Source organism: Sorangium sp. So ce426 (assembly GCF_051475585.1).
Lineage (GTDB): Bacteria > Myxococcota_A > Polyangia > Polyangiales > Polyangiaceae > Sorangium > Sorangium cellulosum_B.
Genome location: NZ_CP150341.1, coordinates 648,180 through 670,012 on the forward strand (window position 1 = coordinate 648,180; position 21,833 = coordinate 670,012).

General features: G+C 72.9%; 16 protein-coding genes. 7 read left to right on the forward strand and 9 right to left on the reverse strand.

Annotated elements, in window-relative coordinates:
- Nucleotides 1–32: 32 nt before the first annotated feature.
- Together WMF44_RS02405 and WMF44_RS02410 are read right to left on the reverse strand one after the other, a co-directional pair.
- The gene (locus WMF44_RS02405; RefSeq protein WP_437297496.1) at nt 33–2,180 is read right to left on the reverse strand and encodes a VWA domain-containing protein; all 2,148 of its coding nucleotides are present in this window, start codon (nt 2,178–2,180) and stop codon (nt 33–35) included.
- Nucleotides 2,177–3,136: a DUF58 domain-containing protein gene (locus WMF44_RS02410; protein ID WP_437297497.1), complete on the reverse strand. Its 960-nt coding sequence runs from the start codon at nt 3,134–3,136 to the stop codon at nt 2,177–2,179. Before WMF44_RS02410 ends, WMF44_RS02405 begins: the two co-directional genes overlap by 4 nt.
- Nucleotides 3,137–3,425: 289 nt before the next feature.
- On the opposite strand from WMF44_RS02410, the gene ftsH reads away from it, so the two are divergent.
- On the forward strand, nt 3,426–5,285 hold the full coding sequence (ftsH, locus tag WMF44_RS02415; protein WP_437297498.1) for an ATP-dependent zinc metalloprotease FtsH: 1,860 nt from the start codon (nt 3,426–3,428) through the stop codon (nt 5,283–5,285).
- Nucleotides 5,286–5,341: 56 nt separating this feature from the next.
- Here the strand turns inward: ftsH and WMF44_RS02420 are convergent, their stop codons facing one another.
- The 3 genes from WMF44_RS02420 to WMF44_RS02430 form a co-directional block, all read right to left on the reverse strand.
- A complete protein-coding gene (locus WMF44_RS02420) occupies nt 5,342–6,784 on the reverse strand; it encodes a choice-of-anchor D domain-containing protein (RefSeq protein WP_437297499.1) in 1,443 nt (480 codons plus the stop codon).
- Nucleotides 6,785–6,887: 103 nt separating this feature from the next.
- Nucleotides 6,888–8,144, reverse strand: coding sequence for a serine/threonine-protein kinase (locus WMF44_RS02425; protein WP_437297500.1), 1,257 nt, complete (start codon nt 8,142–8,144; stop codon nt 6,888–6,890).
- A complete protein-coding gene (locus WMF44_RS02430; RefSeq protein WP_437297501.1) occupies nt 8,141–9,094 on the reverse strand; it encodes a LysM peptidoglycan-binding domain-containing protein in 954 nt (317 codons plus the stop codon). Before WMF44_RS02430 ends, WMF44_RS02425 begins: the two co-directional genes overlap by 4 nt.
- A gap of 143 nt (nt 9,095–9,237) precedes the next feature.
- Between WMF44_RS02430 and WMF44_RS02435 the strand changes: the two genes are divergently transcribed.
- Nucleotides 9,238–10,257 (forward strand): OmpA family protein, encoded by a 1,020-nt coding sequence (locus tag WMF44_RS02435; RefSeq protein ID WP_437297502.1) that lies wholly within the window; start codon nt 9,238–9,240, stop codon nt 10,255–10,257.
- A 263-nt stretch (nt 10,258–10,520) separates the two neighbouring features.
- On the opposite strand, the gene WMF44_RS02440 is transcribed toward WMF44_RS02435, so the two are convergent.
- The 3 genes from WMF44_RS02440 to WMF44_RS02450 all read right to left on the reverse strand — a co-directional run bounded on the left by WMF44_RS02440 (nt 10,521) and on the right by WMF44_RS02450 (nt 15,251).
- A complete protein-coding gene (locus WMF44_RS02440) occupies nt 10,521–11,390 on the reverse strand; it encodes a hypothetical protein (RefSeq protein ID WP_437297503.1) in 870 nt (289 codons plus the stop codon).
- A gap of 662 nt (nt 11,391–12,052) precedes the next feature.
- The gene (locus tag WMF44_RS02445) at nt 12,053–13,525 is read right to left on the reverse strand and encodes an ArnT family glycosyltransferase (protein ID WP_437297504.1); all 1,473 of its coding nucleotides are present in this window, start codon (nt 13,523–13,525) and stop codon (nt 12,053–12,055) included.
- A gap of 67 nt (nt 13,526–13,592) precedes the next feature.
- Nucleotides 13,593–15,251, reverse strand: a complete 1,659-nt coding sequence (locus WMF44_RS02450) for a helix-turn-helix domain-containing protein (protein WP_437297505.1) — start codon at nt 15,249–15,251, stop codon at nt 13,593–13,595.
- Nucleotides 15,252–15,470: 219 nt separating this feature from the next.
- Here WMF44_RS02450 and WMF44_RS02455 point away from each other — a divergent pair, with 219 nt between their 5' ends.
- The 5 genes from WMF44_RS02455 to WMF44_RS02475 all read left to right on the forward strand — a co-directional run bounded on the left by WMF44_RS02455 (nt 15,471) and on the right by WMF44_RS02475 (nt 20,765).
- On the forward strand, nt 15,471–16,694 hold the full coding sequence (locus tag WMF44_RS02455) for a DUF1015 domain-containing protein (protein WP_437297506.1): 1,224 nt from the start codon (nt 15,471–15,473) through the stop codon (nt 16,692–16,694).
- A gap of 33 nt (nt 16,695–16,727) precedes the next feature.
- On the forward strand, nt 16,728–17,165 hold the full coding sequence (locus WMF44_RS02460; RefSeq protein WP_437297507.1) for a rhodanese-like domain-containing protein: 438 nt from the start codon (nt 16,728–16,730) through the stop codon (nt 17,163–17,165).
- Nucleotides 17,166–17,260: 95 nt separating this feature from the next.
- Nucleotides 17,261–17,971 carry a glycosyltransferase family 2 protein gene (locus WMF44_RS02465; protein ID WP_437297508.1) on the forward strand — a complete coding sequence of 237 codons (711 nt, stop codon included), beginning with the start codon at nt 17,261–17,263 and terminating at the stop codon, nt 17,969–17,971.
- Nucleotides 17,972–18,255: 284 nt separating this feature from the next.
- Nucleotides 18,256–20,400: a HAMP domain-containing sensor histidine kinase gene (locus tag WMF44_RS02470; RefSeq protein ID WP_437297509.1), complete on the forward strand. Its 2,145-nt coding sequence runs from the start codon at nt 18,256–18,258 to the stop codon at nt 20,398–20,400.
- Complete coding sequence (locus WMF44_RS02475; RefSeq protein ID WP_012233064.1) at nt 20,397–20,765, forward strand: response regulator; 369 nt, start codon at nt 20,397–20,399, stop codon at nt 20,763–20,765. Before WMF44_RS02470 ends, WMF44_RS02475 begins: the two co-directional genes overlap by 4 nt.
- On the opposite strand, the gene WMF44_RS02480 is transcribed toward WMF44_RS02475, so the two are convergent.
- Nucleotides 20,753–21,754 (reverse strand): squalene/phytoene synthase family protein, encoded by a 1,002-nt coding sequence (locus WMF44_RS02480; RefSeq protein WP_012233065.1) that lies wholly within the window; start codon nt 21,752–21,754, stop codon nt 20,753–20,755. The two genes, WMF44_RS02475 and WMF44_RS02480, sit on opposite strands and share 13 nt — an antisense overlap.
- Between the last annotated feature and the right edge of the window lie 79 nt (nt 21,755–21,833).

Genomic DNA, 21,833 nt, shown 5'->3' on the forward strand with positions numbered 1-21,833 from the left:
CGCGCGGGCAAGCGCGCCGGAGGGGGCCGGCTTCAGCTCGCCTGGCCTTCCGCCGGCTCCTGCCGCCCTCCGATGGCGCGCAGCAAGAGCTCGACCGCGAGCAACAGGAGCAGCAGGAGCGCGACGTAGGGCGACCCGTCGATGGATGCGGCCATGCCGCCCAGCTCCGCCGCGCGGGCGCTCTCGGCGACGCGCCTCGGGCGGAGGTCGATCTCGCGCTCCGGGACCGACACGACGCGCGTCGAGCGCTCGCCGTCCAGGGTGAGCTCGTAGAGGCCGGCGAGCGGCGGGGACACGCGCAGGCGCCGCTCGACCTCGGCGACGGGGAGCGCCTCGCGTGAGCGCGAGCCCTGCGGGGCCCCGTCGCGATCGACCCGCACGCGCTCGACCTTGACGTCGTGATAGCCGTCGAACGTCCACAGCTCGCCCGCGGCGAGGCGCCGCGCGCCGCCGCGGGCGCGGGCGGCGCCGACGAAGCCGTCGAGCAACGACAGGAACGCGGGCCGCAGCGCGACGTCGCTCTCCTCCGTGCCGAGGGGCAGCGTCATGAACAGCACCACGCCGCGCCCAAGCGGGCGGCGCACGAGGAACGGGGCGCCGTCCGCCCACCGGGCGAGCACCTCGGCGCCCTCCGAGGCCTCCGCGCCCAGCGTCGCCCGGCCTCGCGGGGCGACGTCGGCGAGGCCGGGCGCGGACGGGCCGAGCCAGCCCGCCGTCGCCGGATCCACGCCGGGCACCGGGGAGGCCGACCAGCGGACGACGCCCGGGACCAGCGGCTCGAACCCGGCGCCCAGCGGCGCCGCAGCCGCGCGCTGGCCGAGCGTCAGCAGCGCGACGCCGCCGCGCTCGACCCACGCGGCGAGCGAGCGGCGCACCTCCGGCGTGAAGCCGGGCGCGTCGTCGACGATGAGCCCCGCGTGCGCGGCCAGCTCGTCCGCGTGCTCCGGGACCGAGGGCAGCGGCCTGATCTGCGCGTCCAGATCGAGCGCCGAGAGGGCCTGCTCGAGCGGCGGCGGGCCGCCCGTCTCGACGTGCGTCGTCGCGGGGTCGACCACGACCGCGATCGAGAGCGGGCCGCCGGCGGAGATGATCGGGGCGCGGTCGTCCTCGGCGATCGCGTCGCCGCCGGTGAGCGCGGCGATCAGGATCTCGGGCGCCCCGGCCGGGAGGTCGATCGAGAGCTCCTCGGCGCGCAGGGCCGGATCGAGCGCGACCTTGCCGAGCACGGCGTCGCCGGCGCGCACCTCGAGGGATCGCCCCGCCGCGGCGGAGGCGCCTGTCGCCGAGGCGCCCGCGGCGCTCGAGCCCGCGGCGGGCGGCGCGTCCGCGCCGCCGTCTCGCTGCGCGACGGCGACGTCGGGCCCGCGCGCCGCGGTCGACGCGGCGGTGCACACGACGCGGACGCGCGCCTTCTGGCCGGATCGATCGGCGCGCACGATCCCGCAGTCCTGGCCCGCCGCCTCGAGCTCCTGGAGCGGCACCCACGTGGCGATGTCGGGGGTGCCCGAGATGGGCGGGGCGCCGGGCGTGCCGTCCGCGAGGTCGCTGAGGAGCACGATGCGCTTGTCGCTCTGAGGCAGCCCACGGAGCAGATCGCGGGCGAGCGCGAGGGCGCCGTCGATGTCGGTGGCCCGGTCCGAGGGCGCCACGGCGGCGAGCGCCTCGTCGACGGCGGCGAGGTTGGTGGTCGACGCGAGGGCGACGCGGGCCGGGGCGCCCGCGAGGACGAGCGCCGCGGCGTCGCCGGGAGCGAGGCCGCTGGCGAGCTCGTGCGCGGCCGTGAGCGCGCGCTCGAACCGCGAGGGCGCGTGCGAGGAAGCGTCGATCGCACGCCCATCGCGCGCGCTGCCGTCCGGGCGCGCCCGCATGCTGAGCGAGTCGTCGACGACGATGGCGAGCGCGACCGACGCGCCGGCCCTGCGGCTGAGCGACAGGTGCGAGCAGCGCAGGAGCGGCGTCGCGCCGAGCACCGCGAGCGCGATCACCGAGACGGCCCGGGTGGCGAAGAGGGCGCGGTCCTCGAGGAGGCTCCGGCGCCGCGCCGTCGGCGGCGTGGGCGGGACCAGGCGCGCCGGCGGGAACGGCCGCTCCTCGGCGCGGCGACGGCGCAGGAGGTGCGCGGCGACGGGCGCGCCGACGAGCAGCGCGACCAGCAGCGCGCCGAGCGTGACGAAGCTCATCGGCGCACCTCGGCGATCGCCTGCACGAGCGCGCGGACGACGTCGGTCGGAGGATCGGCGCTCGTCGCGCGGAGCAGGCGGCCGCCGCGCGACGCGAGCGCCCGCGACCAGACCTCGGCCAGGGCGGCGAGGCGCGCCTGGTACTGCGCGCGGACCGCGCCCGCGTCGGCCTCCACGACAGCGCCGCCCTCGAGGGCGCGCAGGCGCACGTTGCCCTCGAAGTCGAGCGTCGCCTCGCTGGGATCGAGGACCTGGAGCGCGATCAGCGTGCGGCCGCCGGTGCTCAGCGACGTGAACGCCGAGAGCGCGCGATCGGCGCCCGACGGGGCCGCGCCGGATTCATGAGCGAGATCGATGAGATCCGAGATGAGGAGGACGACGGCGCCGCGGCGGGCCTTCTTCGCGATGGGCGCGAGCGCGCGCTCGACGGCGCCGGCGTCGCCGCTCCAGTCCTGGGCGGCGGAGGTGGCCTCGAGGGCGCCGACGATGCGCTCGAACGCCTCGCGCCCCGCCATCGCGGGCAGGCCGTGGGTGCCGGCGCCGCCGAGCCAGGCGAGCCCCACCGGGTCGCCGGTGGCGAGCGCGACGCGGGCCATGGCCGCGGCGATGAGCGCCGCGTAGGCCAGCTTGGCGCCGGGCGCGCGCCGGCCGCGGTACGACATCGAGGCGGTCGCGTCGACGCAGAGCCACAGGGCGCGATCGGTCTCGGTCTCGAACTCGCGCACCATGAGGCGATCGTGGCGGAGCAGGGCGCGGCGATCGAAGAAGCGGAGATCGTCGCCGGGCACATAGGGCCGCTGGCCGCCGAACTCGACGCCCGCGCCCTTGCGGACGCTCCGGTGCATGCCGGCGTAGACGCCCTCGGCGACGGCGCGCGACTTGAGGCGGAGCGGGGCGAGCCCGCCCCAGTCGATGGGGAACGCGGCGAGCGAGGCGCGGTCGGAGGCGAGCGGCACGGTGTCGCTTCTTAGCCTGGATCCACCGGGCGATCACCTCGCGGCAGCGGCGCGCCGGCGCTGCGGGTGGACGCGCGGCAGCGGCGCGCCGGCGCTGCGGGTGGACGCGCGGCAGCGGCGCGCCGGCGCTGCGGGTGGACGCGCGGCAGCCGTGCGCCGGCGGCGCGCCGAGCCGCGCTCGGGGGCGCTCCTGGGCTCCCTCCCTCGCGCGGCTTTCTCGTGGGCTTTCCCGTTCTTCCGGGGGCGAGGGCTTGCCGAGGCGACGCCCGCCGCACATCAGCTCCGTGGAATGGCTGACGAGAAGAGGCCGGCGTCGCGCGCGTGGCTCGGGTACCTGCTGATCGCGGTCGGGATCCTGGTCCTTTCCGGGATCTTCAGGTCACGAGGGCGCCCGCTCGTGCCGTACGACGAGGCGGTCGCCGAGGTGCGGCGCGGGGAGATCTCCGCGGCGATCGTGAAGCCCGACGAGATCGAGCTCATCCGCCGCGAGAGCCCGCAACGACCGGAGGAGCGCGTCCGCGTGACGCGGCTGCCCGGCGTCGAGGACGAGCCGCTCGTGAGGGCGCTGCTCGACAAGCAGGTCCGCATCGAGGCGAAGAGCCCCCAGACGTCGGCGTGGATGCAGGTGGCGATCTGGATGTTGCCGCTCATCCTCATCAACGCGGCGTTCTTCATGATGCTGCGGCGGGCGGGGCAGGGGGCCGGCGGGCCGCTCGGGTTCCTGCGCAGCAAGGCGAAGATCTACGATCGATCCAGGCAGGATCCGGTGCGCTTCTCGGACGTCGCCGGCGTCGACGAGGCCAAGGACGAGCTCGTCGAGGTGGTCGACTTCCTCAAGGAGCCCTCGAGGTACCGCTCGCTGGGCGGGCGGATCCCGCGCGGCCTCCTGCTCATCGGGCCGCCGGGCACCGGCAAGACGCTGCTCGCGCGCGCGGTGGCGGGCGAGGCGAATGTGCCGTTCTTCTCCCTGAACGCGAGCGAGTTCGTCGAGATGTTCGTGGGGCTCGGGGCCGCGCGTGTCCGCGAGCTCTTCGAGGAGGCGCGCAAGAGCGCGCCCAGCATCGTGTTCATCGACGAGATCGACGCCGTGGGCAGGACCCGGGGCGGCCTCGGCGCCCTCGCGACCCACGACGAGCGAGAGCAGACGCTCCACCAGCTCCTCGCCGAGCTCGACGGCTTCGACGCGCGCACCACCGTGATCCTGATGGCCGCCACGAACCGCCCCGAGGTGCTCGATCCGGCGCTCCTGCGGCCCGGGCGCTTCGATCGCCAGGTCATCGTGGATCGGCCCGATCTGCGGGGCCGCGAGGCGATCCTCGCCGTCCACGCGCGGCGGGTGCCGCTCGCGAGCGACGTCGATCTCGGGCTCGTGGCGCGCCGCACGCCGGGCATGGTCGGCGCCGATCTCGCGAAGATCGTCAACGAGGCCGCGCTGGCCGGGGCGCGGCGCGGCGCAAGGGAGATCGGACAGGCCGATTTCGACGAGGCGCTCGATCGCTCGCAGCTCGGGCTCCGGCGCCGCGGGCAGATCATGACCGCGGAGGAGCGGCGGCGCGTGGCCTACCACGAGGCCGGGCACGCCCTCGTCGCGCTCGCGCTGCCGGCCGCCGATCCGGTGGAGCGGGTGTCCATCGTGGCCCGCACGATCGGCGCGCTCGGCGTCACGATCCAGGTGCCCCGCGACGAGCGCCAGCTGGTCACCGAGCAGGAGATCGAGTCGCGCGTCACGGTGATGCTCGGCGGCAGGGCGGCGGAGGAGCTCGCGCTGGGGCAGGTGTCGAGCGGCGCGCACGACGATCTCGGGCGCGCCACGGCGCTCGTCCGCGAGATGGTGACCCGCCTCGGGATGAGCCGGCGCCTCGGGCTGGCCGCGCTCGCGCGCACCGTCGGAGCGCCGATGCTCGGCGTGATCCAGGAGGAGCGCACGTGCAGCGAGGAGACCGCCCGCGAGGTCGACGAGGAGGTGAGGGAGCGGCTCGGCGAGATGTACCTGAAGGCCAAGCAGCTGCTCGTCGATCGCCGCGAGGGCCTCGAGGCGGTCGCGGAGACGCTCGTGCTCAAGGAGACGCTGCGCGGCGAGGAGCTGGAGGAGATCGCCGCCGTGTCGACGCGGCGGAAGATCGCCGTGGGCCCGCCGAGCGCGGCGTGAGCCTCGGGCCGCGCGCCGCCGGCGCCTGAGGCCGCCCGCCGAGCGCGGCGTGGGCCTCAGGCCGCGCGCCGCCGGCGCCTGAGGCCGCCCGCGAGCGCGGCGAGCGACAGGCCGGCGGCCGCCCAGGCCCGGCCGCCGGCGCTGCCGCGCGGCGCGCCCCCGGCCGCGCGGCAGGCGCAGCCGCCGTCCTCCTCCGCGAGCTCGCCGCCCGCCGGGGCCTCCGGCTCGCCGACGCCGATCCCTCGCACCGCGATCATCTGCACGGGCCGGTCGGGGTCGTTGGACTCGACGAGGACGGTCGCCGCGAACGCGCCGCTGGCCTTCGGCGCGAAGCGGATCGCGAAGTCGACCTCCGTTTCCGGGTCGATCCCGAGCGCCGCGTCCGCGAGCTCGAAGCTCTCCGGGTCGTCGGTCGTCACGACGACGTCGAGCAGCGCCTCCCCCGCGTTCGAGAGCCGGACGAGCTCCACGTTGGCCTGCCCCACCTCCACGGCGCCGAAATTGATCTCCTGCTTGTCCAGCGCGAGGTCCGGGAGCGGCACATGGACGCGCTCGCTCTCAAAGATCCATTCGTGCTCGGTGTGCGGGAAGGCGAGCGGGATGTCGGCGAGCGGGATCGACCACGAGCGGCCCAGCAGGCTGACGCCGAACGCGGGGACCAGGTGGAGCGTGCCGTCGTACCGCACCGAGCCCTCCGGACGAACGTTGAGCTCGACCGACGGGCCCCCCAGGTACTCCACGGAGGAGGCTCCGCCTTCGGAGGTGACGTCGCCTCCGCTCACCGTCGCCTGATCGAGCGTCTCGATGGCCACGCGATGGGTCGTGTAGCGGGCCGCGACGTCCATCGCGATGTCGAGCTCGAACCTCCCGTCGATTCCGGGAATCGAGCCGCCGATGAGGTCGCCGAGCGATACGGACGCAACGCGCTGCAGCGCGGTGGATCTCTCCAGCGTGATGCCCGGCTCCCAGCCCCAGGCGTCGAAATGCTCTCGGGCGTGCACCTGGAAATCGATCTGGGGCACATAGGGGATATCCCCCGTCCAGTCGACGTCCTGGCCCAGGACGGAAATGCTGATGCGTCCCTGTGCGCTGACATCGAGTCCGACATCGCAGCTGAACGCGCCTCCGTCCGGGGCGCCTGGCGCCTTGAGCGCGAGCGCCTCTGGCCACGACGCCTCGATCGCTCCGCTCAACGAGATCTGGGTGTCGGCGTAGACCGCCGCCCCGAGGCTGACTTGCAGCGGTGAGCCCGGCGGGACCCACCCTGTATCGAAGTCGAGATCGAGCGGGATGGCGTCTCTGCGCTGGAACGTGAGCGGTCCCCGCGCGCACTGGAGCGGGTCGTCCGCGCACGGCACGGCGAGCGAGTCGTAAGCCGAAGCGGCCGCGGGGGCGAGGAGGGCGAGCGCGGCGGCGACGCAGGGGAGAGCGCGCCGCCGCCGGGGCCGAGCAGAGCGGAGAGCCGCGAGGGCAGCGCCGCCGGACAGCAAGGAACGCATGAGAACGATTACCACGATCCTCGCGCTCCACGCCATAGCCACAGCCCCCCATGGCGGCGCGCAAGGCACGTCCCAGCTGCGTTTCAGCTGCGTTCAGCGCGTCCTAGCGCGCCCCGAACAGCGTGCCGACCACGATGCCGGCGGCCGCGCAGAGAATGGCCACCACGGTCCAGAGGATGAGCTCACGCGATGTGCCGCCCGCCGGCGGCGCAGGGCCAGCGGGCGCCTCGCGGGCCGCCGCGGCCGCGCTTTCGGGCAGCGCTCTCCTGACCGCGCTCGCCACCGCGCTCTCCGGACGCGTGGCCGGATGGCCGGCGTGGCCAACATGGCCGACGCCCGAGGCGGAAGCGCCGTCCTGGAGGGGCGCGGCGTAATCCAGGCCGGTCCGCTCGAGCGCGAGATCGGTGATCGAGACGGCGTCCGCGAGGCTCGCGGGGGTGTGGTGCACGACGCGCCGTTCTTCGCGGCAGGCGCGCAGGGCGTCGGCGAATGCCCTGGCGCTCGGGTGCCGCTCGGAAGGGCTCTTGGCGAGGGCCCTCAGGATGACCGCCTCCAGGCCGGCCGAGATGAGCGCGGAGCGCTCGCTGGCGCGCGGCGGCAGCGGCTGCTCGGCGATCTGCGCCGTCATCACGGCGATGGGCGTCCGCTTGTCGAATGGCACGGCGCCGACCGCCATCTCGTAGAGGATGCAGCCGAGCGCGTAGATGTCGCTGCGCGGGTCGACGTCCTCCCCGCGCACCTGCTCCGGCGCCATGTACTCCGGCGTCCCGAAGATCATGTCCTTCTCGGTGAGCCCGGTCGTCTGCTGCTCGCCGTGCACCACCTTGGCGAGCCCGAAATCGACCACGCGGACGCGGCCGGCGAAGGGTGACGGCGCGGCGCCCGCGTGCCCGTCCGGGCGCTCGACGAGCACGTTGGCCGGCTTGAGATCGCGGTGCACCACGCCCGCCGCGTGCGCGGTCTCCAGCGCGGCGCAGATCTGCAGGGCGATCTCGATCGCCAGGTCGATCTCGATCGGCGCGTGGTCCCGCAGGAGCTCCTCGAGCGAGCTGCCGTCGATGTGCTCCAGCGCGATCACGAGGAGCCCGCCCTCCTCGACGAAGTCGAGCATCCGGACGACGTGAGGGCCCTCGACGCGCTCCAGGATGGCGGCCTCCCGGTGATAGCGCCTGAAGATCTGGGGCGTGCCCGAGAGGTGCCTGTGGATCACCTTCAGCGCGACGCGCTGGCCGTCCTCGTCGCGGGTGGCGCGGTAGACGACGCCGGAGGCGCCCTCGCCGATGACGGACTCGACGGTGTACCGCGACGCGACGCCGTGCCCGGCGGGCAGGCGATCGGGCGCGGGCTGCTGCGAGGTCACCGCCCACCGCCCGCGTCCGCCGGGATCGGCGGCGCGGGGTCCGGCGAAGGCGCCCTGAGGTGCAGCTCCGTCGACGAGGTGCAGGCGCGCACGATCTTCGGGCTGAGCTCGATGGGATCGAGCCGCGCGGCGGGGTCGGCCTCGCGCCACGCGGCGCACGCGGTCTCGGCGAGCCCTGTGGCGTCGAGCGCGACGTAGGCCTCGAGCAGGTGCCGCTGCACCGTGGCGATCTGCACCCGGGCGAGATCGCCGTAGCCGAGCAGGCGGCTCGCCCGCGCGACGGCGTCGATGTAGCGGCCGCTCCGCACGTCGCCGGCGAGCTGCGGCAGCTCGCCGTCGACCCGGCGCTGGGCGTCGCGCGCGCGGCCGGCCCCCTCGGAGCGCACCAGGGCGCCGGAGCTCGCGGCCTCGGCCTTGCCCTCGGCCGTGAGCGGCAGATCCGTGAGCGGGACGAGGATCACCATGCCGCGGCGCAGCGGGCGCTGCTTGAGGTGGTTGTACTTGTCGAGCATCCACGCGTGGTCCCGCTTGCCCAGGAAGCGATAGGCGATGGTGAGCAAGGTGTCGTGCTGGCCGACGACGTACCGCAGGTTGTACGGCACGATGATCTCCTGCCCGTCGGTCGGCTCGAGCCAGGGCCACGTGTCGTTCGAGATCGCGAGGACGTCGCTCCGGTCGGCGGTGCCGAGCAGCCGCTCCGCGAGGATCGCCCAGGTCTCGCCCGCGGTGACGCGGTGGTGGCTCAGCGCGGGCACCTCCAGCCGCAGGCCTGGCATGATCGGCACGCCGGCGCCCGCGTCGAGCGCGTTGGCGGCGACGAGCACCTGCTCCATCTGCACGCGCCCGTAGGTGCGCTCCGCGATCTGCGCGAGCGTCTCGCCCTCGCGGACGACGTGCGGGAACGCCGCCGCGGCGCTGCCGACCAGCGTCGTCGCCGCGAGGGCGCCCACGGAAAACCAAGCTCGCCGAGGCATCACGCCGCCGAGGGTACCAGGGGATCGCGCGCCGTGGGACGGCTCGCGCGGCGGCGCGCGGGGAACGTTCGCCACGATTTCGTCGCGCCCGTGGTTTCGTGCCAGAGTGCGCGCGACGCATGAAATACACGACGACGTCCGGCAGGATCCCGACGTGGCTCTCGCGGCGCTCGCCTGCGGCGGCGCGGCTCCTCGCGGCCGGCCTGCTCGGGCTGGCGACGCCGGGCTGCCTCGTCCGGCAGGGGCTGTACGACGAGGCGCGCGCGGAGATCCGGAGAGAGCGCGAGGCGGGTGACAAGGCGCGGGCCGAGGCCCAGAGCGCGCGCGCCGAGGCCGCGCAGCGGTCCGCGCAGGTCGCCGCCATCGAGGAGGAGCTGGCGCGCCTCTCGGACGACCTCCGGGCACGCGATCTCAGGCTGTCCGAGGCGACGACGGCCGAGGCGGGGCTCGCGCGACGGCTCGACGAGCTCGCCGCCATGAACGAGGAGCTGTCGGCGCGGCTCCGGAGCGCCGGGCAGAGCGTGGGGCAGCTCGCCGGGGAGCGGGGCAGCCTGTCGGCGGAGCTCGCGGAGACGCGGGCCAAGCTCGACGATCTGCGCCGGAAGCAGGCGGCGGCCGAGGCGCGCGCGGCGCGGATGCGCGACGTCGCGGGCCGGCTCCAGGCGGCGGTCGACGGCGGGAAGATCCGCGTCGGGATCCGCGGTGGGCTGCCGCTGCTCGAGATCTCGAGCGACGCGCTGTTCGACGGCGCGAGGACCGAGGTCAAGCCGGCCGGGCGGAAGCTTCTGGCCGAGGTCGCCGGGGAGCTCCGGACGATTGCGGATCGTCGGTTCCAGGTCGTCGGGCATACGGACGACAGGAAGGCGAGGAGCGCGAAGGGCGCGTCGAGCTGGGACGTCTCGGCGGCGCGCGCGGTGGCGGTCGTCGAGGTGCTCATCGAGCGTGGGGTGTCGCCTCAACGCCTGTCTGCGGCGGGATATGGAGAGTTCGCGCCCGTGGCGTCGAATACGGCGGAGGAGGGGAGGGCGAAGAACCGACGGATCGAGATCCGGTGGGTGGCGGAGCAGGAAGAGGTGCAAGGCGCGCAGGGAGAGCCGGGGAAGGCGGCGGGCGAGGCAGGAGCGGTGACGCCGCCCTAAGGGGCACGATGGCCAGGAGGCGACCGACGAGCAGGAGAGGAGCCTTCGTCACCGCACGTCCCAGCCGCGATCTGGCCCGGGTCGCACACCAGCAGATCACGATCGCGTGGTGAACGCGATGCAACCGCTTCGGACAATCTGGCGTCCAGCCGCGGTGCGCGCCTTGCAGACGCCCCCGGCATCGCGCGGGCCGGACGCCGCCCCGCGAGTGTGTCGCGGCGATGGTCCCGTGAGGTGCGCTGGCACGAAGACCGGTCGGCGCTCTAATCGGGGCGCTCGACGGTCACCACGAAATTGCCGCCGCGGCTCACCACGCGCGTCACCTTCCACGCCGGATCGATATAGCTCCGGATGGATGCGGCCCGCCTCACTGCATTGGCCACCGCATCCCGAGCTCCTTGCGTTGAGAGGCTATCACGGACGAGCTCTTCGATCTGGTTCGTCAGCTCGTTACGAACCTTTCTCTCGATCGCCCCGCACACTCCCCGGAAGACTCGACAAAGTCGATTGGCGATGTTGATGTCGGTCTTGAACTCGGCTGCGACGTTGTCGATCGAGATCGAGCCCTTGTGGGCGACTGGTTCCGCCGAGACGCTGATGAAAGCGTTGCTCATATGGATGTCCCGCTCGATGTCCAACGTGCACTCATTCCAACGACCGAGTCGCCTGCGCACGCACCGAGCCTTGATTTCCTCGCCATGGTTTTCGAAAGCAATCCGGATCTCGATGCGGTTACCCGTGACACTCGCCTGGATGCTCTCGGTGTTGAAATCGTCGATATAGTATTTCAGTTGTCGGAATCTCGTGACCTTGTAGGTGTACTCAGGTATGGAGAAGCGCCTCCTGGATCCGTCGGGCAGCAGGATGTAGCTGCTGTCCTCGTGCCAGCTCGTCCCGTGCCGATCTCCATAGTTGTCTACATGGATCCGGACCGAGCTCAAGGCGACGTTGAGAGCCGCAGCGACTGCCGCTTTCGGTACGGCGATCTCCACCGTCTCGGCCCGGGCGGTCGACCATGGGATCAGGAGCGCCAGTGCCAGCAGAACGGGGTGACGGGCGAGGCTCTGGGCCGCATAGCGGAAGATGCGCGCGAGCTGAGGCAAGAGCTGAAGTGCATTGCGTCGTGTATCCATCAGAAACCTCCCTTCCCTCTGTAAACCGCGTGCCCTCCGGGGGACCTCGCCGTCCGCGCATGTCCCTCACCTCAGCGCGATCCGTTTCGCGCTGGCACGGCCCAACCTGCCTCGTCACGCACCGCGGAGGCCCGAGGCGAGCCTCCCTGCGTTCTTCGCACTCGCGGGAGCATCGGCGCATGCAGCCGACGTCGCCCAGGAGGCATTGATGCGATTTCGGCATATGCCTCATAGGGAAATCCCCCTCATGACTCCATGTCGCGCAGCGCCACCGTGGCCGTGTGGAGCTGCGCCGGTCGGTCCTCCGGATCAGCAAACCAACTGTGGGTGATGGCTGCCTCGACGTCGAGTCCCTACCGGTGAGCGATCTCGTTCGCGGGCGTAGATGTGCATGTAAGATGTGCATGTAGAAGAGAGGCCGGCACTGTGGTCGGCGGTCCAGACTCCGACGGAACGTGACATGGAGGATAAGCCGTCCGTTCCGAGACAGGAGCGATAATCGTATATTGCGCGCTCCCTGGCCAGCGTGGTCGACTCGCGATCACGGCGCCGGGGCGCCCGGTGAGCCGTTCATGTCCGGCTGCCTCTGCCGCCTCTGGGCGACGCCGCGGGATCGGTTGTGATACAGCCCATCCATCCGCGCTCACTCCGACAGGCTCCATTCAAGCCTCATGCGCGTCCGCCCGCTCCGCGGCGGCTGCCGCCTCCTCTCGCCGCAGCGCGCACGCGGCGAGGATGCACAGCGCCGGGGTCACGACCATGTGATACCGGTCCTCGCCGAAGAACACGGCGTGCGTCAGCGCCACCGACGCGACCGCGAACGCGAGGTAGCCGACGACTCCCCCGTTCGCGGGTCGGCCCGGCAGCGGCAGGGCGGCGATCAGCGGGATCGCCACCGCGAGCGGCCAGAACGCGTGCCCGTCGCCGAGCACCCCCCACGCGACGAGCCCGAGCACCGCCGCGAGCGCGAGGAGCTGCGCGACAAGCGCCCGCCGCTGCCCCCGCCGGGGCATCGCCACGACCCCGAGCGCTGCAACCGACAAGAGCCCGAGGTGCGACGCCGTGAGCACGCGGCGCCCCGCAGCGCGCCGCTCCTCGGGCCACGCCGCAGGGTTCGCCTCGCCGAGATAGCCGATCGGGAACGATTCGTGATCGAAGGTGAAGCCCAGCTTCCTCGGGATCAGGGCCAGCCAGCGACCTGGATCATCCTTGATCCACTGAAGCCCCGCGGCCATCCAGCAGCGGTCCTGCGCCACCTGGCCGCGCGCGATCGGGCAGCCGTCGCCCGCGCGCAGCGTCTCGAAGCGGCCCGTCGCGCGCGGGAACGCGCCGATGGCGAGGTTCCAGCCGCCGTTCGTCGAGACGAGCGCGCAGCCGTCCATCACGCGGCAGTTGCGGATCGTCCACGGCGCCACCACGGCGAGGGCCGTCGCGGCCGCGAGCGCCGCCGCGAGCGCGCCGCGTTTCCACGCGGCCGCCCCTCCAGACGCCGTCGCCGCCGCTCCTCCGGGCGCGGACGCCTCCGGGCCGCGTATGGCCAGCAGCGCGAGCGCCGGCGCGCAGAGCAGGCTCTGGGGCCGCACCAGCGCCGAGAGCCCGAGCGCCACGCCCGCGAGGACCGCGCCGCGGGCCGGGCGACCGCGCGCGGCGTCGCGCGCGAGCAGCCAGGGCGCCGTCACCAGGCCGAGCGCCGCGAGCGGCTCCGTCATGACGAGCGCCGCATAGACGATGAGCCCCGGCGAGAGCGCCGCGAGGAGCGCCGCCGCGCGGGCGCGCGCCGGCGTTGTCGCGTACCGGGCGAGGCGGTGGACCACGACGACGAGCAGCGCGCCGATCACCGCGTTCGCGACCGTCGCCGCGTGCGGCCCGGCGCCGAACAGCCGGTAGACGAGCGCGAGGAACCCGCTGTAGCCGACCGGATAATGGCACCACGGGTGCCATACCGCCTGGCCCCCGACGATGAGATCGTCCGAGTAGCCGAGCCCGGCGGCGATGCGGCGCGCGCCGAAATCGTAGTAATGGCCGTCCCACACCGGCTCGCGCGCCCACGCGATCGCCACGTAGAGCCGCGGCAGCAGCGCGAGCGCGAACGCGAGCGCCGAGAACGCGCGATCCCCGCCGGCGCGCTCTGACATGCCGCGCCCGCCGCACCCGTCGCGCCCGCCTCCGATCCGCGCCGCCCCGTCGCTTCCGCGCGACGCCTCAGCCATGCGGCTTGGCGCGCGAGCCCGCGGAGATCTCGCGCAGGCGACGCATGTAGGTCTTCGCCACCTGCGCCGGATCGAGCCGCAGGTACTTGGCAATTTCCTGAACGAATCCCTGTACGTAGACGGTCGCGGGCAGGTCGCCTATCGCCTCGTTCTCGATCGCCTGGAGGTGCGCCAGCGAGATCTTGGTCCGCTGCGAGATGTCGGTGAGCTCGACGCCCTGCGACTCGCGCACCTTGCGGAGCAGCGCGCCGCTGAACTGCGTCTCGGCGTTGATCTCGCGCGCGAGCTCGGCCTGGAGCATGGCCAGCTCGGCCGCGGCGGCGGCGTTCTCGGCGCGCACCGGGCCGAGCTGCGTGCGCGGATCGTCCGGGTAGGTCGAGAGATCGTACGCGCGGCGGCGCACCGGATCGAGGAGGGTGTCGTGCGCCTCCTCGATGCGCGCCTGCTCCTTCTGGAGCACCGCGGGGCTCAGCACGCTGACCACGGGCAGGCTCCCCTCCCGGTAGGTGTCGCGCTGGCGCTTGTAGGCGCGCCGGATCTCGTCGTCGGCGGCCGTCCGCGCGAGGCCGAGCGCCTCGTAGAGCGTCGGCGGCGCGGCGCTCTTCGATGCGGCGGCGAGGGCGCGGGCGTGCGCCTCGGCCGGGCGGGAGTCGCGCGCGGCGAGCAGCGCGAGGATGCGCCGGGCCACGCGCTCGAGGTTGCGCGCGCTCTTCGACGTCGGGCTGTCGATGAGGAGCGGCTGGCGCCGGCGCGCGGTCAGCCACACCGCGTCGTCGTGCTCGATGTGGCCGAGGTAGTCGAGGGAGATGCCGAGGAAGCGCTCCGAGACGGCGCTCATCGCGGGGCCGAGCTCCAGGTCCGAGCGGTGCCGGGTCTGGCTGACAACGAGGTGCGGCTTCACCCGCGGCAGCTGCGCGGCCGCGAGCGACGCGACCCCCTCGTCGAACCGCTTCACCTCCATGATGAAGTCGCGCGGCGTCGCGAGCGCCGGGAGCGACGCGGCCACCTTCTCCACGAGCCGGATCTTGAAGCGCTCCTTCATGAGCGCCCGTCGCAAGGTGCGCTGGTAGAGCGCGCGGCAGAAGCGGTAGGAGTGCTCGACCGCGAGCGGCTCGGGCGTGGTGGCGCAGATGCCGACGTCGGCGTGCAGGAAGAGGTCGAGCGTCGACGAGCCGGTCGCCGCGCCGAGGCTGACGATCACGTAGTCGACGTCGAGCTCCTGGATCATCTTCATCCAGTAGGCGGCGCGGCTCGGCCGGAGCGGCGTGGCCGTCATCGGGTCGTACGCGGTCGGGACGAGCCGGAGCCCGGGCACCGTGGTCGCGATCGGCTCGGCCTTGCCCTCCTCGATGTCCTCGCGCGTGACGAGCGGCGGCGCCTCGATCCCGAGCGCGGCGTGCAGCCCCGGGCTGTAAGCGTCGGTGTCGATGATGATCACGTCGCGCCCGAGCTGCGCGAAGTACACCCCGAGGTTGACCGCGAGCGTCGCCTTGCCGACGCCCCCGCGGCCGCCCCCCACGGCGATCACGCGGCGGGATCGCGAGCTGGAGAACGAGGTGATCTCGCCCGGCAGGGGGAGATCGTCGTCCGCCGAGCCGGGAGGGAGGGTCGAATAGCGCGGCGGAGGGTAGGACTCACCGGAGCTGGACAAGGTTCCTCTTCGTGCGGCGCGCGGTCGCGCGGGCGGGGTGGTGCGGCGGCGAGCGGATGCGAGCGGCTCGCGGCGCGAGTCCCCCTCCTAGCACGCGCCGCGCGCGGCCATGAGCACCGCCGTCGCCGGGGCTCCGCGCCGGTCTGCCGCCCCGCCTGCCGCGGCTCCCGCCGCGCGAGCCGCCTCGACGCGCCCAGGCCGCTGGGCTAGTCGCTCCCCGTGGCTACCGTCCGACCTTTCCGCGCTTACCGACCCCCCCAGGCCCAGGCGGCTCGCGTCGCGAGCCCGCCGTACGACGTCATCTCCACCGCCGAGGCGCGCGTCCTCGCGGCGGGAGGCCTGCACAGCTTCCTCCGCGTCTCCCGCCCCGAGATCGACCTGCCCGAGGGGACGGACGAGCACGACGACGCCGTCTACGCCCGCGGCGCGCAGAACCTCGCCGATCTCATCGCGGGCGGCGACCTCGCGCAGGACCCGGATCCGCACCTCTACCTCTACGCCCAGAGGATGGGTGATCACCGGCAGATCGGCGTCGTCGGCTGCGCCGCGGTCGCCGAGTACGAGCAGGACGTCATCAAGAAGCACGAGAAGACGCGCCCCGACAAGGAGGACGACCGCACCCGCCACATCGAGGAGCTCGGCGCCCACGACGAGCCGGTGTTCCTCACGTACCGCGCCGACGCGGGCATCGATCGCGCCGTCGCGGAGGCCTTGCAGTCGCCGCCCATCTACGATTTCACGACCGCCGACGGCGTCGAGCACAAGCTCTGGGTCCTCGGCCGCGCGGCGACCGCCGACCTCGAGGAGCGCTTCCAGGCCATCCCGACGCTCTACGTCGCCGATGGCCACCACCGCAGCGCCGCGGCGGCGCGCGTCCACAGGAAGCTGCGCGGCGACGGCGGCGAGCACGACGTCTTCCTGGCCGTGGTCTTCCCGCACGACCAGATGAACATCATGCCGTACAACCGCGTCGTGCGGGACCTCGCCGGCCGCAGCGCGGAGGCGCTGCTCGCGGCCCTCGGCGAGCGGCTCGACCTCGCGCCGGCGAGGGACGGCGCGGCCGCGACCCCGGCCGAGCCGCGGACCTTCGCGCTCTACCTTAGCGGCCGCTGGTACACCGCCAGGGTCCGCCCGGGGTCGTTCGACGCGAACGACCCGGTGGCCTCGCTCGACTGCTCCATCTGCCAGGACCAGATCCTCGGCCCGATCTTCGGCGTCAGCGACCCCCGCCGGGACAAACACGTCGATTTCGTCGGCGGCATCCGCGGCGTCGCCGAGCTCGAGCGACGCGTCGACTCGGGCGCCTTCACGATGGCGATCCACCTCTATCCCACGCAGATCGACGAGCTCTTCGCGGTGAGCGACGCAGGGCTGCTCATGCCGCCGAAGAGCACGTGGTTCGAGCCGAAGCTCCGCAGCGGGCTCTTCATTCATACGTTCTGACGGGCGCGCCGCGCCGGGGGTAGACTGCGCCCCATGGCGGACATCAAGCGTATATCCCCCCAGCAGGCCAAGAAGCTCATCGACGAGGAGGGGTATCTCTACCTCGACGTCCGGAGCGAGCCCGAATATGCGGCCGGGCACCCGAGCGGCGCGCACAACGTGCCGCTCATGCACGCCGGCGCCGGCGGCATGAAGCAGAACCCCGACTTCCTCGATGTGGTCCGCGCCCTCTATCCCACGGACGCGAAGCTCATCGTGGGCTGCAAGTCCGGACAGCGCTCGATGCGCGCGGCCGAGGCCATGGTGTCGGCCGGCTACACGGCCGTCATCGAGCAACGCGCCGGCTTCGAGGGGCCGCGCGACGCGTTCGGCGCGATCACCGAGCCGGGGTGGGGGCCGGCCGGGCTGCCCGTCGAGACGGCCACGCCCGGCGGCTCCTACGCCGAGCTCCGCAAGAGCGCTGGCAGGTAATACGTCCGGCGCGCACGGCTCGCGGCGCGGCGCCGAGCACGTCGTCGCGGCGTCGATCGCGTTGCCGGAGGCCGCTCGCTCCGCTAGGAATCCGCGTGCTCCACGGTGCGCGCGTCGCAGTGGTCATCCCCGCGCGGGACGAGGCGCGATGGATCTCCGAGGCGGCGGCGTCGGTCCCCGCCTTCGTCGACCACGTGATCGTCGTGGACGATGCCAGTCGAGACGGCACGGCCGAGGTGGCGCGCGCGCTCGGGGACGAGCGCCTCGAGGTGCTCGTCCACCCGGAGTGCCGCGGCGTCGGCGCGGCGATCGTCGCTGGCTACCGGCGCGCTCGCGCCCTCGGCGCCTCCGCCGTCGCGGTCATGGCCGGCGACGGGCAGATGGATCCGCGCGATCTCCCGCGCGTCGTCGCCCCGATCGCCTCGGGCGAAGCCGATTACGTGAAGGGCGATCGGCTGCGCCACCCCGACGTGTGGCGCGTCATGCCTCTCCAGCGGCTCGCCGCGACGGCGGCGCTCGCCGCGCTCACCCGCCGTGCGGCGGGGCTCGACGCCCTCTCCGACAGCCAGTGCGGGTACACCGCCATCTCCGCCCGCGCGCTCGACGCGCTCGACCTCGACGGCCTCTGGCCCCGCTACGGCTATCCGAACGACTTGCTCGCCGCCCTCGCGGCGCGCCGGCTCCGCGTCTGCGAGGTCAGCGTGCGTCCCGTCTACCGCGGTGAGGCGAGCGGCCTGCGCGCGCGCCACGTGCTCACCATCCTTTTCCTGATCGCCAGGAATGCCATAAGGCAGTCCCTGAGCTGATCAGGAAAATCGCAGAACGCCCGCGCGCGGACGGAACGTGTGAGTGGGAGTCGATCGAATCGACACGAGCCGCTGCTCAAAACGGTCGACAACTCGCTCATTGGTTTTCATAGCAAAGCTGCCTGGCGACCTGACTCATCAACTTGGCGCGGAGGGGCTCAGGGCGCGAACCCCGCAGCCATGCTTCAACAAGGGGGGTGACGGACGTGGCCATCAGCCGAGCTGCCTGGGCTAGAATCTGGAATCCGGGGAGGTCGCGGACTCTGTCGTTCACGCCCCGGGTCGTGGCCTATGCATTCGGCATCGAGCTGCCGTACAGCCTGCTTGTCCCGGTCGCTCACCTGCGCCTCCTCGGCGTCGTGGACTCGGCGGTCCAGGCGCGGCTGCTCGGGCTGATCGGGCTCATGTACCTCGTCAAGACGGGGGGGCTCATCGCGTTGCTCGTCCACATGCTGCGCCCGATCGAGCGCCTGCGGCAGTACGCCGTGGCCCATCGCCTCCAGAGCGGCGCGGGCGTCGAGGACACGAGCAGCGGCGGCGCGGCGCCCCCGGAGGAGGTCGTCCTCGCCGCGGCGAACGCCGCCTACGACACCCCGCTCGCGTTCGCGACGGTCTGGGCCGTGTCGTGGGGGCTCCTGTACCTGCCGGTCACGATGGCGCTCTACTTCATCGCGCCGGACCAGAGCCCCCTCGGCGTCCAGCGCGGCGTCGCGCTGGCCCTGTTCGCGCTGGCCCTGTTCGCGGCCGCGCTGCCGCTCGCCTACAGCATCCTCGGCCGCCTGCTCGCCCCCGCCGCCGGCGTGATCTCGCTCATCGCGCGCGAGCGCGGCCTCTCCATGCCCGGCAAGGGCTACTCGCTCGCCGTCCGCCTCGTGATCCTCGGCGCCTGCCTCGCCATCGCGCCGACGAGCTGGATGGCGGCCATGGTGCTCGGCGAGACGGCGGGGCCGGCCAAGCCCGGCCTGAAGCTCACCCTGGCGATCTTCTCGATGGTCGCTGTCACCTGGGCGCCCGTCTGCGCGGGCTTCCTTGCCGGCGCCCTCGCGGGCCCGCTCCAGCAGGTCGCCGCGGTCATCCAGAAGATCGTCCAGCGCGGCGAGGTCGACCGGCTGGAGCGGATCCCGGTCTATTTCAAGGACGAGATCGGCGCGCTGGCGGGCGGCGTCAACGCGATGGTCGATCGCCTGGAGGAGTCGTCCCGGCGCACGCGGAGCTACCTGGCGGAGCGCGAGCGCCTGCTGCAGGACGCGGCGCAGCGCGCGGCGCAGCTCGGGGCCGTGCTGGACAACCTCGTCGAGGGGGTGTTCGCGTGCGACCGCCAGGGCCGGCTGACGATGATCAACGCCTCGGGGCTCAGGCTGCTCGGCCTCTCGGACCGCTCGGAGCAGGCCGGCCGGATGGTCGAGGAGGTGATGGACCTCGGCCGGATGCGCCACAGCGACGGCCGCGCCTTCACGCGCGACGAGCTGCCCATGGTGCGGGCGCTCGCCGGCGAGACCATCGTGCAGGAAGAGCAGGTGCTCGCGGACGGCCGCGCGGGCCGCGACGTCTTCCTGCGGACCAGCGCGGCGCCGATCCGCAGCGAGGGCGGGGCGGTCCTCGGCGCGGTCGCGGTCGCCCGCGACGTGACGGAGCTCATGGAGCTCGATCTCGTCAAGGATCAGTTCATCCGGGTCGGCGCGCACGAGCTCAAGACGCCGGTCGCGATCATGAAGGGATACGCGCTCGCGCTCCTGCGCAACTCGAACGATCTGCCGGCGCCGCGCCGCAAGATGCTGGAGGCCATCGACCGCGGCGCGGACAGGATCAACCGCATCGTCGACGATCTCCTGGCCATCTCGCAGGTCACGCTCGACGTGCTCCAGGTCTCCGAGGAGGACGTCGATCTGAAGGAGCTCGCGCAGGAGTCGGTCGATCGCGTCGCGAAGTCGGCGAGCCGCCACCGGGTGCGGCTGTCGCTCGACGCCGAGCGGCCGCCCGTCGTGCGCGCCGATCCGGAGCGGCTGCGCCAGGTGCTCGCGAGCCTCCTCGACAACGCGGTGAAGTACTCGCCCGAAGGCGGCGACGTCGACGTGCGTGTCGCCGTCGCCGAGCGCGCGCCGGCGTCGTCGCCGCCGTCCTCCTGCGACGCCGCGCTCTTCTCGCAGCGGCACGGCGCGGCGCCGCGCTTCGAGGCGGTCGTGTCCGTGAGCGACCAGGGCGTCGGCATCCCCGCCCACAGGCAGGAGCGGATCTTCGAGCGCTTCTTCCGCGCGCACACGGACACGCGACACGACTACGGCGGCATGGGAATAGGGCTGTTCCTTGCGAAGGACATGATCACCCGCCACGGCGGTCGCATCTGGTTCGAGAGCGAGGAGGACAGCGGCAGCACGTTTTATTTCACCCTTCCACTCAGCAGCGAGGCCCCCGCGGCCGATCGACGATGAGCGACAGACACGCAAAGACGGTGCTCCTCGTGGAGGACGACGCGGATCTCGTGGCGCTCGTCTCCCTCGTGCTCCAGGAGGACGGCTACCGGGTCAAGATCGCGTGCAACGGTCGCGAGGCGCTGGCCAAGCTGGAGCACGACCTGCCGGATCTCATCCTGCTCGACATGAAGATGCCGGTGATGAACGGCCCGGAGTTCGCGCGCGAGCTCGAGGTCCGCCACGGGCGTCAGGCGCCCATCGTCGTGCTCACCGCCGCGGCGGACGCGCACCGGCGGGCGGCCGAGGTCGGCGCGGACGCGTGGCTCGGCAAGCCGTTCGAGCCGGACGCGCTCCTCTCGACGGTGAGGCGTTACACCGGGTGAGCGCGGAGGAGCTGCCGCCGCTCGGCGAGGTCGCGCCGCACCTCGGCCCAGTACCGCGCGGGGAACCGGCGGTGATCGAAGCCGGTCGCGCGGAACACCCGTGTGATGCGGGCATAACGGCGCAGGCTCCACTCCCTCATGATCTGGAGCGAGGGGTGGAGGCCGCGCGCCTCGATGAACGGCGCCGCCCGCGCGTAGAGCGCTGGCATGACCTCATCGAGCCAGTACCGCATCAGGGCCTGGTATCCGGGCGTGTCGACGCACCGTCCGGAGATCACCTGAGCGCGCGCGACCCCATGGCGCGCGAGCTCCTCCTCGGGCAGGTAGCAGATGCCGCGATCGGCGTCCTCCTGCATGTCCCTCAGGTTGTTGAAGAACTGATCGAGCCGGCCGAACTCCCCGGCAGCGTCCCAGTGCTCCTTCGTCAGGAACGGAACCAGCTGAAAGATATGGCCTGACAGCCGCACCAGCATCGTGTCGTGCTCCTTCAGGGTGCGGATGAGCAAGCTGGGCGCGTGGTAGTCGGCGAGGGCGAGCAAGTAGGCGTCCCAGGCGGCGAGCGAGCGCGGTTGCATCTCGTCCAGGTCGGGACGATCGAGCGCGGGGCGGCGGAGCCACAGCGCGTGGATGGCCGAGAGCTCGCGCGCGAAGGGGCAGCACGGATCGACGAAGCCGCAGGAACGGACGCGCCTCCACGCCACCATGAAGCGGCTGAATCGCCGCGCGTGGGGCTCGATGCGCTCGTTCTCGGCGAGACGATCGACGATCCGGATCCAGCGGATGCGATCGAGCCACGCCCGCTTCACGTCGGGCGCGAGGCCGAGCACCCACGCGGCGTTGTCCTCGTCTTTCAACGCGTCGTCCGACAGGGCGCGATAGTGCGATGAGCCGACGATCGCCGAGATCGGCTGGTAGGGAGTCCGCTCCGATGCCGGTGCGGCAGCGGGCAGGTAGGGCGGTCGAGAGGAGATGTGTTGAGTAGGTTTCACGATGTCGAGTGCCGCACGTTGAACGTGCTTGTCGCCGGTGTGTCGCCCTGGCTTCGCGCGCGGTCACTGGCGATTATGG